The sequence below is a fragment of the Janthinobacterium sp. LPB2021202312-11-4 genome (assembly GCF_037049705.1).
Lineage (GTDB): Bacteria > Pseudomonadota > Gammaproteobacteria > Pseudomonadales > Pseudomonadaceae > Aquipseudomonas.
In genome coordinates this window covers 45846-60007 of sequence record NZ_JBAGKV010000024.1, presented here as the reverse complement: position 1 = coordinate 60007, position 14162 = coordinate 45846, and the positions used below count along the sequence as shown (strand labels likewise).

15 protein-coding genes are annotated in these 14162 nt (G+C 61.7%); 10 read left to right on the top strand and 5 right to left on the bottom strand.

From position 1 onward, the window contains the following. Window positions 1–274: 274 nt before the first annotated feature. The gene (locus V5E99_RS22935; protein WP_499804528.1) at window positions 275–1978 is read left to right on the top strand and encodes a collagen-like triple helix repeat-containing protein; all 1704 of its coding nucleotides are present in this window, start codon (window positions 275–277) and stop codon (window positions 1976–1978) included. A 167-nt stretch (window positions 1979–2145) separates the two neighbouring features. Further along, window positions 2146–3813 (top strand): ShlB/FhaC/HecB family hemolysin secretion/activation protein, encoded by a 1668-nt coding sequence (locus V5E99_RS22930; RefSeq protein WP_499804527.1) that lies wholly within the window; start codon window positions 2146–2148, stop codon window positions 3811–3813. 129 nt (window positions 3814–3942) lie between these two features. On the opposite strand, the gene V5E99_RS22925 is transcribed toward V5E99_RS22930, so the two are convergent. The 3 genes from V5E99_RS22925 to V5E99_RS22915 all read right to left on the bottom strand — a co-directional run bounded on the left by V5E99_RS22925 (window position 3943) and on the right by V5E99_RS22915 (window position 4862). After that, on the bottom strand, window positions 3943–4350 hold the full coding sequence (locus V5E99_RS22925; protein ID WP_499804526.1) for a response regulator: 408 nt from the start codon (window positions 4348–4350) through the stop codon (window positions 3943–3945). 71 nt (window positions 4351–4421) lie between these two features. Next, window positions 4422–4634, bottom strand: a complete 213-nt coding sequence (locus V5E99_RS22920; protein ID WP_499804525.1) for a Flp family type IVb pilin — start codon at window positions 4632–4634, stop codon at window positions 4422–4424. Window positions 4635–4655: 21 nt separating this feature from the next. Next, the gene (locus V5E99_RS22915) at window positions 4656–4862 is read right to left on the bottom strand and encodes a Flp family type IVb pilin (protein ID WP_499804524.1); all 207 of its coding nucleotides are present in this window, start codon (window positions 4860–4862) and stop codon (window positions 4656–4658) included. Between the two features lie 332 nt (window positions 4863–5194). Here V5E99_RS22915 and cpaB point away from each other — a divergent pair, with 332 nt between their 5' ends. From cpaB to V5E99_RS22875, 8 genes are all read left to right on the top strand, one after another. Then, window positions 5195–6133, top strand: a complete 939-nt coding sequence (cpaB, locus tag V5E99_RS22910; protein WP_499804523.1) for a Flp pilus assembly protein CpaB — start codon at window positions 5195–5197, stop codon at window positions 6131–6133. Between the two features lie 20 nt (window positions 6134–6153). After that, window positions 6154–7377: a type II and III secretion system protein family protein gene (locus V5E99_RS22905; protein ID WP_499804522.1), complete on the top strand. Its 1224-nt coding sequence runs from the start codon at window positions 6154–6156 to the stop codon at window positions 7375–7377. After that, window positions 7374–8570: a CpaE/TadZ family protein gene (locus V5E99_RS22900; RefSeq protein ID WP_499804521.1), complete on the top strand. Its 1197-nt coding sequence runs from the start codon at window positions 7374–7376 to the stop codon at window positions 8568–8570. Before V5E99_RS22905 ends, V5E99_RS22900 begins: the two co-directional genes overlap by 4 nt. Window positions 8571–8690: 120 nt before the next feature. Beyond that, a complete protein-coding gene (locus V5E99_RS22895; protein WP_499804520.1) occupies window positions 8691–9836 on the top strand; it encodes a TadA family conjugal transfer-associated ATPase in 1146 nt (381 codons plus the stop codon). 18 nt (window positions 9837–9854) lie between these two features. Beyond that, on the top strand, window positions 9855–10739 hold the full coding sequence (locus V5E99_RS22890) for a type II secretion system F family protein (RefSeq protein ID WP_499804519.1): 885 nt from the start codon (window positions 9855–9857) through the stop codon (window positions 10737–10739). A 22-nt stretch (window positions 10740–10761) separates the two neighbouring features. Further along, entirely contained in the window at window positions 10762–11625 is an 864-nt protein-coding gene (locus tag V5E99_RS22885; RefSeq protein WP_499804518.1) for a type II secretion system F family protein, read from the top strand. Window positions 11626–11650: 25 nt separating this feature from the next. After that, the gene (locus V5E99_RS22880) at window positions 11651–12373 is read left to right on the top strand and encodes a tetratricopeptide repeat protein (protein ID WP_499804517.1); all 723 of its coding nucleotides are present in this window, start codon (window positions 11651–11653) and stop codon (window positions 12371–12373) included. Between the two features lie 9 nt (window positions 12374–12382). Further along, window positions 12383–12646: a DUF3613 domain-containing protein gene (locus V5E99_RS22875; protein ID WP_499804516.1), complete on the top strand. Its 264-nt coding sequence runs from the start codon at window positions 12383–12385 to the stop codon at window positions 12644–12646. Between the two features lie 144 nt (window positions 12647–12790). Here the strand turns inward: V5E99_RS22875 and V5E99_RS22870 are convergent, their stop codons facing one another. Together V5E99_RS22870 and V5E99_RS22865 are read right to left on the bottom strand one after the other, a co-directional pair. Next, the gene (locus V5E99_RS22870; protein WP_499804515.1) at window positions 12791–13582 is read right to left on the bottom strand and encodes a response regulator; all 792 of its coding nucleotides are present in this window, start codon (window positions 13580–13582) and stop codon (window positions 12791–12793) included. A 124-nt stretch (window positions 13583–13706) separates the two neighbouring features. Next, window positions 13707–14162, bottom strand: a complete 456-nt coding sequence (locus V5E99_RS22865; protein ID WP_499804514.1) for a prepilin peptidase — start codon at window positions 14160–14162, stop codon at window positions 13707–13709.

The window sequence follows — 14162 nt, the reverse complement described above, 5'->3', positions numbered from 1 at the left end:
TAAGTTTTCTTCCCTGCGCCAAGCCCCCGCCTGAAAACACCCTCCGTTGATTTAAAACGAATTCCCCCCAAGCCAGCCACCCGACTTAAACCCAAGGTATTAGTCCTTAGGCCGTACCCGCACGCCCTTATATAAAGGGGTTAATACCAACTTGAGAATGGTGCGAAAGCGCTCCTGAGATTGTGATGTGCACAACGGACGAAGGCATTGCGACGACAGATCGACAGGCCATCGAAGACAACGAACGTTGTAACAGGTGCAAGGAATCTCGCTCATGAAAACTCAAGTGTGGTGCAAATCGGCAACAGCATTGGCATTGATCCTCTCCCTCGGCCTGGCGGGTTGCAGCAGTGGCGGTGGCGGTCATCACAGCACATCCGGCAGCTCATCCGACGATGCCGCCGCTGGCGCAGCGGGTGCCGGCAGCGGCGCTTCGGGCAGCGGCGGTACTGCCGGAGCAGGTGGCACGGGTGGAGACACAACCGGGACTGGCGGCACGGCGGGAACCGGTGGCACGGATGGCACTGGCGGCACCACTGGCGGCACTGGCGGCACTGCCGGAACCGGTGGAACCGGTGGAACCGGGGGCACTGGCGGTACCACTGGCGGCACCGCAGGAACAGGTGGGACGGGTGGCACTGGCGGCACCACCGGTGGGACTGGCGGGACTGGCGGGACTGGCGGCACCACAGGAGGAACCGGTGGAACCGGCGGCACAACCGTCCCCCCTCTGGTCACCAGCACCGTCGTTTCCGACCTGGGTAAAACCGTCACTGGCGTCGGCGATGGTCTGACGGGTATCGGCAACACCGCATCGACCGTACCGGTCGTGGGTGGCGTCGTGCAAAGTGCCGTCACCACCACCGGCAACGTGGTGGACAGCATTGGCGGCGGGCTGACCGGTGGCGTGGGTCAACTCGGCACCAACCCGCAAGCCGTCACCAAAACCACGGCTATCGTTGGCAACGTGGTGTCGGATGTGGGCACTGGCGTCACCGACATCAGCGGCAAACTGGCCACGGCCACCAGCAGCATTCCACTGGTCGGCGGCGTGGTCAGCAAAGTCACCCCGGTACTGGGCGGTGTCGGCGAAAAAGTCACCATGCTCGGCGATACCTTGAACGTTGCCACCAGCACCGGGCCTTTGGGTTCTCTGAGCAATGGCGTTGGCAACAAGGTGCTGGTGCCGGTGGTGACGCTGGCGGAAGGCCTGACGGGTAAAGTCGGCAGTGCTACCGGCCTGGGTAATCCAGTCGATGGTTTGGTCAATAACGTCGCCAGTGCCGTCGGCGGCCTGGGCACTAAAGTGACGGCGGCGGGCGGCGACAATCCAGTGACGGGCCTGGTCGGTACCGCGCTGACAAACGTTGCGACCACCGCCGGAACTGCCGGCGGCCTGGTGGCAAACTCGGGGACCGGCACCGGTACCGGTGGACTCGGCGGCCTGGGCAACTCCGGTTTACTGCAAACAGTGGGCGGCGCCGTGGCCAATGTCGGCGGCGGGTTGAATGCCGGCAACACCAATCCAGTGGTGAGTAACGCCGGGGTGAACCTGGGCGCAGCAGGCGGCACTGTGGCTTCGGTTGGCGGCGCGCTGGGCGGTTCCAGCACACCGAACCTCGCCCCGACCACGGCCCTGGCTAGCGTCGGTGGCACCGTCGGAGCAGCATTGAATCCGGTGACCAGCAGCGTCACCAGCCTCACTCAACAAGTCGGCGGCACCACCGGTCTTGGTGCACCGGTCAACGGCCTGGTGACACAAGTGGGCGGCGCGGTCAGCGGCGTTGGCGGCAACATCGCCGCAGCCGCACCCAACCCGGTCGTCGCGGCGGTTGGCAATACGGTCACCACGGTCGGCGCCACCGTCGGCTCTGTGGGCGGACTGGTCACCAGCGCAACGGGCGGCAGCACCAGCGGCACCGGCACAAGCGGTGGTCTCGGTGGCCTGCTGGGCGGCCTGACCGGCAACAAACGCTGAATTGCACCTGGCCGATTCGACGGCCTGACCTACAGCGCCTACGCTTGGTTGGAGGCGGAAGATTCAAGTGAGTCTTCCGCTTTTTCTTTTGGAGCATGACACCTCGCGGTTACGGTTCAGTCAGTTGACGAGCCACGGGATGTTGCGATTCGACCATGGAGTGTCCTATGCGCGTTATGGCTTCCCTGCTGTTCATGACCGTCAGTTCCTTCGCACTCGCCGACACCCTTCCCAGCTTCCTCAACAGTAACGACACCATCCGCAACCTCCCCGTACCGAACCTGCCCGCCGACGCCTATCGCCCGAAAACGGCACCGCTGCAAGTGCCGGAACCCGGCGCAGCCCAGGCCCAGCCGTTGACCATGGGCACCCAGGTGACCATCAAAACCGTGCAGATCCAGGGCGGGACGATCTATCCGCTCAACGAACTGGCCGCGCTCTATCAACCGCTGCTGGGCCATGAAACCAGCCTCGCCGATTTGATCGAAGCCACTCGCGGCATCACCCGCCGTTATCAACAGGACGGCTACTTGCTGTCCTACGCCTTCCTGCCGCAACAGGATTTCAGCCAGGGCGTGGCCCGGGTCGTTTTAGTGGAGGGCTACATCAAGGATTACCAGTTGCAGGGCGACCTCGGACGGGTCAAGGGTCTGCTGGATAAACTGGTGGCCAAACTCCAGGCCGAACGACCGCTGACCCGCAAGACGTTTGAGCGCTACACCACGCTGATGAGCCGCATTCCCGGCGTGACCTTGCAAGCGCAAGTGCCACCGCCGGGCACCACCGATGGCGCGGCGTACCTGGCGGTGCAGGCCAGCCGCAAACCGTTCACCAGCAGCCTCAGTACCACCGAGGACAATCGCAACGGCACCCAGGCGTTGCTCGGGGTCAGCAGCAATTCGCAAACGGCCATGGGCGAACAATTGAGCCTCAGCGGGTTGTTCCCGCCGGGGGACGACAAAGAACATTACTACCGTTTGGACTACAGCCAGTTCCTCAACGCCGAAGGCACACAACTGAGCCTGTCTGCCTCGCGCTACCGCGCCGATCCCGGCACTAATGTGCTGTTGGACAACGGTCTGCAACTCAAGCCACACAGGGAAAACGATCGCTACTCCATCGGCTTCAGCCACCCGCTGATTGCCTCGCCGAACGAACAACTGAGTGCCGGGGCGCGGCTGTATGCGGTCAACGACAAAACCCGCTACGACGTGATCGACGACCCGCGCAGCGTCGAGGTTCGCACCGACATCCGTGCCCTCGCCTTCGAGAGCGACTGGCGCAAGGCCGACGCCCGGCAACTGCGGATTATCAGCGGCGGGTTGTACCAGGGCATCGATGGCATGGGGGCAAAAACCAACGCCGACCTGGATCTGAATTTCCTGCGCTTGCGGCTATCGGGGGTGCAGAGCGACAAGTTCTTCGACAACTGGCAAGGCGTGCTCTCGGGCGCGTTGTACTGGAGCGACGACACCCTGCCCGACAGTGAGCGCGCTGTATTCGGCGGGCAAAATTTCGGCCGTGGCTACCCCGACGATCAGGCGTCCGGCGACAAGGGTTGGGGTGTGGCGTATGAGGTCAACTACAGCTTCAACCGCGACGGCAACTGGGTGCGAATCCTGCAACCGTATGCCGTGCTGGACCACTCGAAAACCTGGTTCAACCAATTGCCGGTGCAAGGCAGTAACTTATCCTCGGCAGCGCTGGGGTTGAGGTTTGGCGATGCGAAGTACTACAACGTCGCGCTGGAAGCGGCCAAACCGATGTCGGATGAAGCACTGGACACGTTCAACCGCCGGCCGCGATACAGCATCAGCTTCAGTTATCAGTTGTAGGTTCAGTACAGTCCTTGTGGGAGCGGGCTTGCTCGCGAAAGCGGTGGATCAATCAACAAAAATGTTGAGGGTGCCGACCTCTTCGCGAGCAAGCCCGCTCCAACAGGTTCAGTGGGGGCTTCGGGGAATTTACTCCCCAAGCACCGCCGGCTGCGGAAACAGATTGTTCAGCGTCTCCAGCAACCGCACGTGGTAGATGGGCTTGCGAAACAGGTCCAGCACCTGCAAGCGCAGCATGTCGCTGACGTCTTCCATGTCCGCGTGCCCGGACGTGACGATCACCGGCAAATGCTGACGCGAGGTGTGTTCGCGCAGGCGCTTTATCAGCGACATGCCGCTCTCCTCGGGCATGCGCAGGTCGGTGATCACCAGGGCGATATCGGGATGGCGCGTCAGATGATGCAGGGCAAGTTTGACCGACGTCGCGGTAAAGCAACTGAAGCCCTCACCCTCCAGCAATTCCGCGAGCTCCAGCAACGCGTCCTCTTCGTCGTCAACCAGAAGCAACTGTTGGCGTGGCGGCGAAGAGGCATTCATGGGCGGTACCTGAAGACGGGAAGTAGAACCGAGTGTAGCGGGTCATGGGCCGAGCGCGATGTTCGCGGGGCTTAAGGTGTTTGTGTCGGCAAGGTCTGTGAGCTCCCGCCCAAAGCCACGATCAAACTGTTGAAAATGGCGAAAACCTTGCCACCGATGGGCGTTATAAACACCACCACAACCACCGCCACCATGGCGACAACGATTGCGTATTCGATGGCCGAAGCCGCCTCGGTGTCATCCAGAAACAGACGCGCCCGCAACATCAGGTATTCAAAGAGCATCGAAGTTCTCCTTCACCTGAATCAAGGCGTTGGCTTGGTAGGGGCGGTGCCGCCGAGCGCTGTGATCACCGAGCTGAAAATGCTGTAGACCTTGGCGCTGATCGGCGTCACAAACACCACGACCACCACCGCCACCATCGCCACCACAATCGCGTACTCGATGGCCGAAGCGCCTTCGGTGCTTTTGAAGAACAACCGGGCTCTGAGTAACAGATATTCGAGAATCATACGTCTCTACTCCTTCGCGCCTCTGGCGCCGACGAAACGGTACTGCGACAGGCTTTCACTGTGCCATCAGAGCATTGTCAACAAACCCCCGGCCAACAACTGTAAGAACGGATTAATCACAAAGGACTAGTTGAATCCTGGCGTCAAAAAACAGCTGTCAATTGGCCAATTTCGCGGCTTAAACCAGTTATTTTCGGGCCCCTAATGGCGTTTTGATTTAGATCGACTAGCGTGGAAATAGCGAAATAGTTGAATGTTCATAGCTGCCTGATTGCGAAATTGTCTCGTTAGGAAATGCGGGCTGTGAGTGCAGCAGGAAAGGGAGAGCCGTCATGAACAGTCGCGTCACCATGGGCCTTGCCGGCTTGCTTTTACTCGGGGCGATTTTTGTCGGTTATTGGGGGTTGGTGCTCAGTCGCCAGCCTGCACCGGCCGCCGCCCCCGTCGCCCCGCCGACCGCCGTGGTAAGCGTGGAAAAAACCGTCGCCATCGCCGAAGACCAGACCCGCCAACCCGTGGTCGTACTGACCCACGACGTCCCACCGTTCACCCCGCTGACCGCCGCCGACCTGACCCTGGAAAAACTGCGCAGTGCCCCCGCCGGCAGCCTCGACCAGGCCATCGGCCGCACACCGTGGCGCCACTTGAGCGCCGGCACCTGGCTCAGCGATGAAAGCTTTGAAGCGGGCGGCACGCTGTCGCGGATGATTCGCAGCAACGAACGCGCACTCGCCGTGGCGGTGGACGAAGTGATCGGCGCCGCCGGCCAACTCACGCCAGGCGATTACGTGGACGTGCTGTTGTTTCTGCGTCAGGACGCCAGCAACTTGCAGCAATCGGCGCAGATCGTCGTCCCGGCCATGCGCGTACTCGGCGTGGGTGATCAGTACGGCCTGACCAACGACGGTCAACCGGCCACCCCGGCCCTGAGCGCCGACGACAAACTCAAACAGGACCAACGTCGCATCGCCGCGCGCACAGTGGTGCTGGCCGTGCCCGAACAACTGTTGAGTCGGCTGATGCTGGCGACCCAGGTCGGCACCTTGCGCCTGGCCGTGCGCAGCAGTGAAGAGCAGCGCCTGGCCAAATACTGGGCCGGTGAAAACGAGGCACCGGGCAAACTCGACAGCGCCAACAGCCAGCTCTTCCAGTTCACCCAACTGGCCCTCGGCGGCGCGCCCAAAGGGCCGGCCAGTGGCAGTCACGCAGGGGCCGCACGGCCCGCCATCGAAGTGATTCGCGGCAATCAGCTCACCCAACAAACCCCATGACTGATCAAGGATGCTGCTGCATGCAGAGTCGTACCATGCCGACGTTCAAACCCCTGGTCTGGGCTTTGATATTGGGGGCGCTCCCCATGGAATCCGCTTTCGCGGTGACCGGTAATTGCGCCGCGCTGGGGCGTTTGCCGCCGGTGATCGAGATCGGCGAAGGCTTGCAACAGGACTTGCAGTCGCCAGTGGCGATCACACGCCTGGCCATCGGCGATCCGAAAATTGCCGACGTGCATCCCAATGGCAGCAGCTCATTTCTGTTGACCGGCATGGCGCCCGGCGCCACCAGCCTGATGGTCTGGACCGCCTGCGCCAGCGAGCCACGGCAAAGCATGGTGTTCGTCCAGGGCCGCGCCACCGCCGCCCTGACCAGCGCCAGCGTGCTGCCGTCCGACGACGCGGCGCTGCCGTCACAGGTGCAGACCGATATCCGCTTCGTTGAAGTCAGCCGCACCAAACTCAAGGAAGCCACCGCCTCGTTGATCGGTACGCGCGGCAATTTCCTGTTCGGCGCCCCCGGCACCTTGCCGGCCATCGACGGCGTGGTGACACCGAAACTGCCGGTGGATAACAGCCTGTTCAACTTCTCCTGGATCGGCGGCAAAACCATGATGATCATCAACGCGCTGGAGGGCAGCGGTTTTGCCTACACCCTGGCACGACCAAGCCTGGTGGCGCTCAGCGGGCAAAGCGCAAGCTTCCTCGCCGGGGGTGAAATCCCGATCCCGGTGCCCAGCGCCGGCAGCGATAACGTGTCCATCGAATACAAGGAATTCGGCATTCGCCTGACCCTGACGCCGACCATCATCGGCCGCAACCGCATCGCCCTGAAAGTCGCGCCGGAAGTCAGCGAGCTGGATTTCAGCAACGCCGTGAACATTGCCGGCACCACCGTGCCGGCCCTGACCATCCGTCGCACCGACACCAGTATTTCCCTGGCCGACGGCGAAAGTTTTGTCATCAGCGGCTTGATCAGCACCACCAACAGCTCCCAGGTGAACAAGTTTCCGGGGCTGGGTGACATCCCGGTTTTAGGTGCCTTTTTCCGCAGCTCGCAGATCAATCGCGAAGAGCGCGAACTGCTGATGATCGTCACTCCGCACCTGGTTCAACCCTTGGCCGCCGACGCACAACTGCCGTCACTGCCGGGAGAAAAACTGCGCAACTACGACCCAAATTTCTATCGCATGTTCTTCCTCGAAAACGGCAACTTCGACAAACGCAGCGGACTGTCGCAATGAGCCAGAGCCAAAACCTGAGCCAGACCTTCCTCGCCATCACGCGCAACGGCACCGACCTTGAGTGGCTGCAAGGCGCGCTGGCGCCGCTGGGCCAAGTGGTCAGCGCTGGTGGCGGCAGCCTCGACGAATTGCTCGCGCTGGTGGACGTGACCTTTGCCAGCCTGGTGTTCGTCGGCCTCGACCGCGAACATGTGGTGGCCCAAAGCGCGCTGATCGAAGGCGCGCTGGAGGCCAAACCGATGCTGGCCATCGTTGCCCTCGGCGACGGCATGGACAACCAACTCGTCCTCAATGCCATGCGCGCCGGGGCGCGGGATTTCGTCGCCTACGGTTCGCGTTCCAGTGAAGTCGCCGGGCTGGTGCGGCGCCTGAGCAAACGCCTGCCGCCGGTGGCCACGAACACTCAATTGGGCGGCCTCACCGTGATGTACGGCACCCAGAGCCATGGCGACGGCGCATTGCTGGCCAATCACCTGGCGCTGGTGGTGCAAAAGAGCGGGCAACAAACCTTGCTGCTCGACCTCGGTCTGCCCCGTGGCGACAGCCTGGCGTTGCTGGGGCTGGAGAGTTCGTTTCACTTCGGCGATGCCTTGCGCCACTTGCGAAGGCTCGACGCCACGTTGATCGACAGCGCCTTCACCAGTGCCGAAGCCGGGCTGCGGATTCTCGCCTACGCCAGCAACGATGAGCCGCTGGAAAGCACCAGCGCCGCCGAGCTGTACATGCTGCTCAGCGCCTTGCGCCAACACTTCCAGCACATCGTGGTGAACCTCACCGGCCAGCCGGACAGCGAAGCGTTGCGCACCTTTGTCAGCCACTGCGACAAGCTGCTGTGGTACAGCGACCAGAACGTCCTCGACTGCCGGCGCAACCTGGCGGTACTCAATCAGTGGCGCGAAAAGGGCATGAAACTCGACCACGGGCGCCTGTTGATCGACCGCTATTTGAGCCACGTCGCACCGGACTCGGAAACCCTCGGCAAAACCTTCAACCTGGAAGTGATCGCTGTGTTGGCCTACAGCCCGGAAGTACGGCTGAACGCGAAGAACCAAGGCGTGACCCTGTTCGAATTGGCCCCTCGGGAAAAACTCACCCATAGCCTGCGCGTCCTCGGCGAACGACTGGCCAAGCGCTCCGAAAGCCTGGCCAAGCCCAAGTCCCATTGGTACGACCGCTTGAGGGGCACACCATGATCGGGGAGAAATTATTTGGTGCGCCCCAGCGCGGCCCGGTCGGCAACACCGACCATGAAGGCCTGAAACTGGTGCTGCATCGTTACATCATCGACGCCATCGAAGAGTCCGGAAAAAAACTTGCTGGAGGGTTCGCGGCCCCTGTTGTCGCAGTTCGTCATCGACAAAGTCGCCGAATACATCGCCCGCCTGCACCTGGCGATTTCCCGTTATGAAATGGAGCGGCTGGCCGAGGAAATCGTTGATGAGCTCACCGGTTTCGGGCCGCTGGAGGTGTTGCTGCGCGATCCGGCGGTCACCGAAATTCTGGTCAACGGCCCGCACCGGGTGTTCATCGAACGGGACGGTGTGCTGCACTTGAGCGACCTGCGGTTCATCGATGCCCACCATGTGGAGCGCGTCATGCAGCGGATTCTTGCGCCACTGGGCCGGCGGCTTGATGAGTCCTCGCCGATGGTCGATGCGCGCATGCCGGACGGCAGTCGGGTCAACGCGATCATCCCGCCGATTGCGCTGGATGGGCCGTGCCTGTCGATTCGAAAGTTTCGCAAGGACATGCTCAAAAGCAGCGATCTGGTGGCCATGCAAACCATCGACCAGGGGATTTTCGAGTTCTTTCAAAACGCCGTCGGCAAGCGCTGCAACATCCTCATCAGCGGCGGCACCGGCACCGGTAAAACCACATTGCTGAACATCCTCAGCCAACTGATCAACCCCCACGAACGGTTGGTGACCATCGAAGACGTGGCCGAATTGCAACTCGGCCATCCCCACGTGGTGCGCCTGGAAACCCGCCCGCCGAATGCCGAGGGCCATGGCGAAGTGAAGGCCAGCGACCTGATCCGCAACGCCCTGCGCATGCGTCCGGACCGGATCATCCTCGGCGAAATTCGCGGCGTCGAAGTGCTCGATGTGCTCACCGCCATGAACACCGGCCACGACGGTTCGATGAGCACCGTGCACGCCAACAACGCCCAGGATGCGCTGCTGCGCCTGGAAACGTTAGTCGGACTCACCGGGCGCACGGTGGCCGAACGCACTCTGCGGCAGATGATCTGCGCCGCGCTGGACGTGATCATTCAACTGACGCGCATGCCCGATGGCCGCCGCTGTGTCAGCGAAGTGGTGGAAGTGGTCGGCGTGCGCGAAGACGTCTACGTCACCAACACCCTGTTCCGGCTCGACCGGCGCAGCGGTTTCGGCTTCCTGCGCGAGGCGATCAACCCGGCGGGTGACAAGCTGCGGCACGAGTCGAGCCTGGGCTGACGGCATGGAGCATTGGGCATGATCGTACCGATGATTCTCAGCCTGATTTGCGTGGTGCTGCTCGGGCTCTCGGTGTGGCTGTTCTTGCACGGCATTCGCAAGACCGGCAACGAACGGGTGCTCAGCCGATTGGCCCAGGGGCAGCCGCAGCGAATCGCGGAAAACACCCGGTGGGTCGGTCTGGAACGGATGTTTTTACGCGCAGGTCTGGGCCGCCCCACAGAACGTCTCGGGCTGTGGCTGACGCTTTGGGGCACGGCGTTACTGCTCGGTTATCTGGTCGCCGACTGGGTCGGTTTGCTGACGCTGTTGCTCGCGCCGCCATTGGTTTTGAGGCTGTACATCTCGTGGCTGTACCACCGCCGCCTCAAACGCATGATCGAACAATTGCCGCAGTTGCTGGACCACACCGTGCGCAGCCTCAAATCCGGACGCACCTTGAGCGACGCGGTGATGGGCGGGATCGAGGCCAGTGACGATCCACTGAAAAAAGCCATGGGCCGGGTGCAGCGCAACGTGCAGCTTGGGGTCAATTTGCCGGATGCCGTCAGCGATTTCGCCGAGCTGTATGAACAGGATGAATTACGCATGTTTGCCTTGGGCCTGAAGGTCAATCATCGCTACGGCGGCAACGCCAGCGAGCTGCTGGAGAACCTGATCAAACTGATTCGCGAACGCGACCAGGGCGCACGCCAACTGCGGGCGATGACCGGTGAAACCCGCATGACCGCGTGGGTGCTGGGCTCGCTGCCGATGATTCTGGTGAGTTACTTCATGCTGACCAACCCCGGTTACATGCTCGGCATGTGGCATGACTCGGGCGGCCAGGTGATGTTGATTGTCGCGGTGGTCCTGCAAGTGCTGGGTTGCCTGGCGCTGTGGCGCATGTTGCGGAGTGTTTAAAATGGTCCTGCTGGCCAGTCTCATGTTGTTTCTCGGAGCCTTGCTGCTGGTGGCCAACCACTTGCTGCAAGAGCGACGTCGCGTGCGCCAGGTGAACCAGCGCCTGCAGGGACAACTGGTGCGCGAAAGCCGTTTCGGCAGTTGGCTGCGGGTGCTCGGCAACAGTAAATTCGGCCAGCGTTCGGTCAGCATCGACAGCGAAACCCAGACCCTGCTCAGCCGCTTGGGCTGGCGCCGCGCCAATGAGCGCGCGGTGTATGCGGCCAGCCAGATCGGCACGCCGTTGTTGGCCCTGGGCCTGGGGCTGTTTCTGCAAGAGGTGTTTTTCCCCCACGCCGCCAACGGCTGGCTGCTGCCACTGTTCGGCACCGGCCTCGGCTATTTGCTGCCCAAACGCCTGCTGGCCTACGCCGCCGCACGCCGGCAGAAAACCATCGCCGTGGAAATATCGACCTTCATTCCGCTGCTGCGCATCCTCTTCGAATCGGGCATGGCGGTCGAACAAGCGTTGCGGGTCCTCAGCACCGAAGGGCAAAAATTGTTGCCCGAGTTAACCAGCGAGTTGCGCCTGATCCTGACCCGCGTCGACTCCGGTCTGGAGCTCGGCCAGGAACTGCAAAAAGCCGCGTTGATATTGGCGGTGGACGAGTTCAGCGACACCTGCGTGATCTTGCAGCAGTTGATTCATCAGGGCGGCGGCGCGATGAAGTCGCTGCTGGCGCTCAAGCAATTGCTCGACGACCGGCGCCTGACGCGGCAGCAAGAATACATTTCGAAAATGTCGGCCAAGATGTCCGTGGTGATGATGCTGTTCCTGTTTCCGGCGCTGTTGATCGTCCTCGCCGGCCCCGGGTTTACCGCCATCACCCGGGCGTTTGCCAATTGAGTGGCACACCTTTTGAGGGATCGTGATGAAAGCATTGATTGCTGCAATAAGCCTGCTGATGCTCGCCGGCTGCGCCACCGACGGCCAGGCGCCCTGGTCGGCGATGATGTCGCCGGCCAGTTGCAGCAAGCTCAGCTCCGACCAGGAACTGGCCTTGAACCTGGCCGATGACTTGGTCAGTGACGGCAAACTCCACGCCAGCCTGGCCAACTTGCAGAGCCTGCCCGATAACCTCAGCGAAGTGCGGCTGCGCAAGGCCAAGGTCTATCGCCTGTTGGGCCGCAGCGAAGCCGAACCGCTGTACCGCAGCCTGCTCGGCACGTGCCTGTCGGCCGACGCCGAACAAGGCCTGGGCCAGTTGTTCGCCGCCCGTGGCGACTACGGCCAGGCCCAGGCGCACCTGCAACGCGCCGCGCGTCTGGCGCCGACCGACGAAAAAATCCGCAACGATTTGGGCGTCGTCTACCTCAATCAGTTGCGCCTCGAAGACGCGCGTTTTGAATTCCTCACGGCCATCGAACTCAAGCAACACGACAACCTCGCGGCGGCGAATCTGGTGACGCTGTTGCTGTATCAGGACAACTGGCAGCAAGCCGCCGAAGTGGTCAGCCGCTCGCACCTGACGCCGGAACAATTCACCGACGCCCAGGGCCGCGCGGAAAAACTCAAGCATCCGGTCAAGGGTAAAACGGCGGCTGGCGATCAAGTGGCCACGGTGACGGACGCGCAACCAACCGCGCTCAAATAGGAGTTGGCCATGAAGAAGTTTTGCTGCCTGAGCCTGTTGATCGTTCCGCTGAGCGCGATGGCCCTCGACGCCGGGCCGTCATCGCCGCAACAACAGGAAACCGAAAACTGGCTGGTGCTGCAAAGCCGCAACAAAGTCGCGTCCAGAACACCGCAAACCGCCAGCGCGGCGGAGCGGGAAGAGGCGATGCAGCGTTGGCTGAAGAAGTACCGGTATGAGATTCCGGATTTGTACGATCCGGATGCGGGCGGGAAGATTGAGGTGAACAAGTGAACAGCGATTGCAAGCAAACCTCGCCCCTCTAGGAGCAAGGCTTGCCCACGAAGAACGATAACGCGGTTCGGTGGTAATGACGCCGGCCGCCAGGATCAAAAGATCGCAGCCTTCGGCAGCTCCTACGGTGGGCCTGGGTGCCAATCAGTGAGCGGTGACTCTCTGGCGCATCCCCGAATTGCTCGGCGACAACGCCAACGCCAATTGCGTGCGGTTATGCATGTGGGTCAAGCGCAACACCTGCGACACGTCCAGCTTCACCGTGTTCTCGGTGATCCCCAATTCACAGGCAATCTGGTAATTGGTCTGGCCCTTGCCGACCAACCGCGCCACGTCCAGTTGCCGGGGTGACAGCTGATTGAAAATCGCCGGGATCTCTTCCTGATCCGCCTCACTGACCGCGCCATCCACGGTGCCCAGCAACGCAGACGAACGCGGGGAGCGCCGAACCTTGTCCAGGTCCTGATAAAGGTCATCGATCGACTCGGACAGGTATTGCAGCTTCTGATTCAAATGCCCCAGTTGCACATCCTTCTGCCGCTCTTGCAACGCCGCTTCCTGACGCTGCAAACCCTCCAGCAGTTCATCCAGATCGATCGGCTTTTGGTAGTAATCGGCGATCCCGGCGCGCAGGGCCTTGATCACGTCCTGCTTGTCGGCGCGACCGGTGAGCATGATCGCCTCGAACGCCCGCTGCTTGCCGGACAGTCGCTGCAACTCTTGTACAAGCTGGATGCCATCCATGTCCGGCATGTGCAGGTCACAGAGCACCAGACCGATTTCGATGTCCTCGATGAAACGCACGACCGCTTGGGTGCCCGAGTCGCAAGGCACACAGCGATAACCGTTGCTTTCAAGGAATTCACACAGTTCTTCGACAATCAGCGGCTGATCGTCGACCACCAGGACTTTTACCGCAGACGTTCGCTTGTTCACATGCCACTCCATGCCCAGGTCAAAAGCTGACCGTTCCTGTACTTGCAGCCGCGGCTGTACAACTACTGTTTTGAAAGTAGACGCACTTTCCGACTATGTACATAGGACTAGTGGCGCTTGGCGACTAATGGGTCCAAAGGAGCGTGCACACCAAGCCGATCAACACGAACGGCGCATATGGCTGCTTTTTTGACACTTGAGGGCCTAAAAATCGCAGACGATCCCTAAGCCCTTGACTCATATGGAGCCAGACTCTTGGCGCTAGCAATAACCAGAACACACTCGCCAGACCGGCGCCAATAAACGCACCGAGCAGGTGGATACCGTCCGTCGCAAGCCCCAAAGCTGTCATTAATTTCACATCGCCGGCGCCCATGCGCTTCATCGCGTAGCCCGGCAAGGTGAAGGCCAGCGCCAGCAAAAACGCCCAACCGCCCTGCACCGCGTCGGCGCCCAGCCAGGTGTTGCCGGTCCACAGCAAATAGGCCAGTGCCGCAACGGCTGCGCCAAGGGTCAGCCCGTTGGCGATGTGCCGGTGGCGCGCATCCTGGGCCGCGCACAGCGTCAGCCAGATAATCAA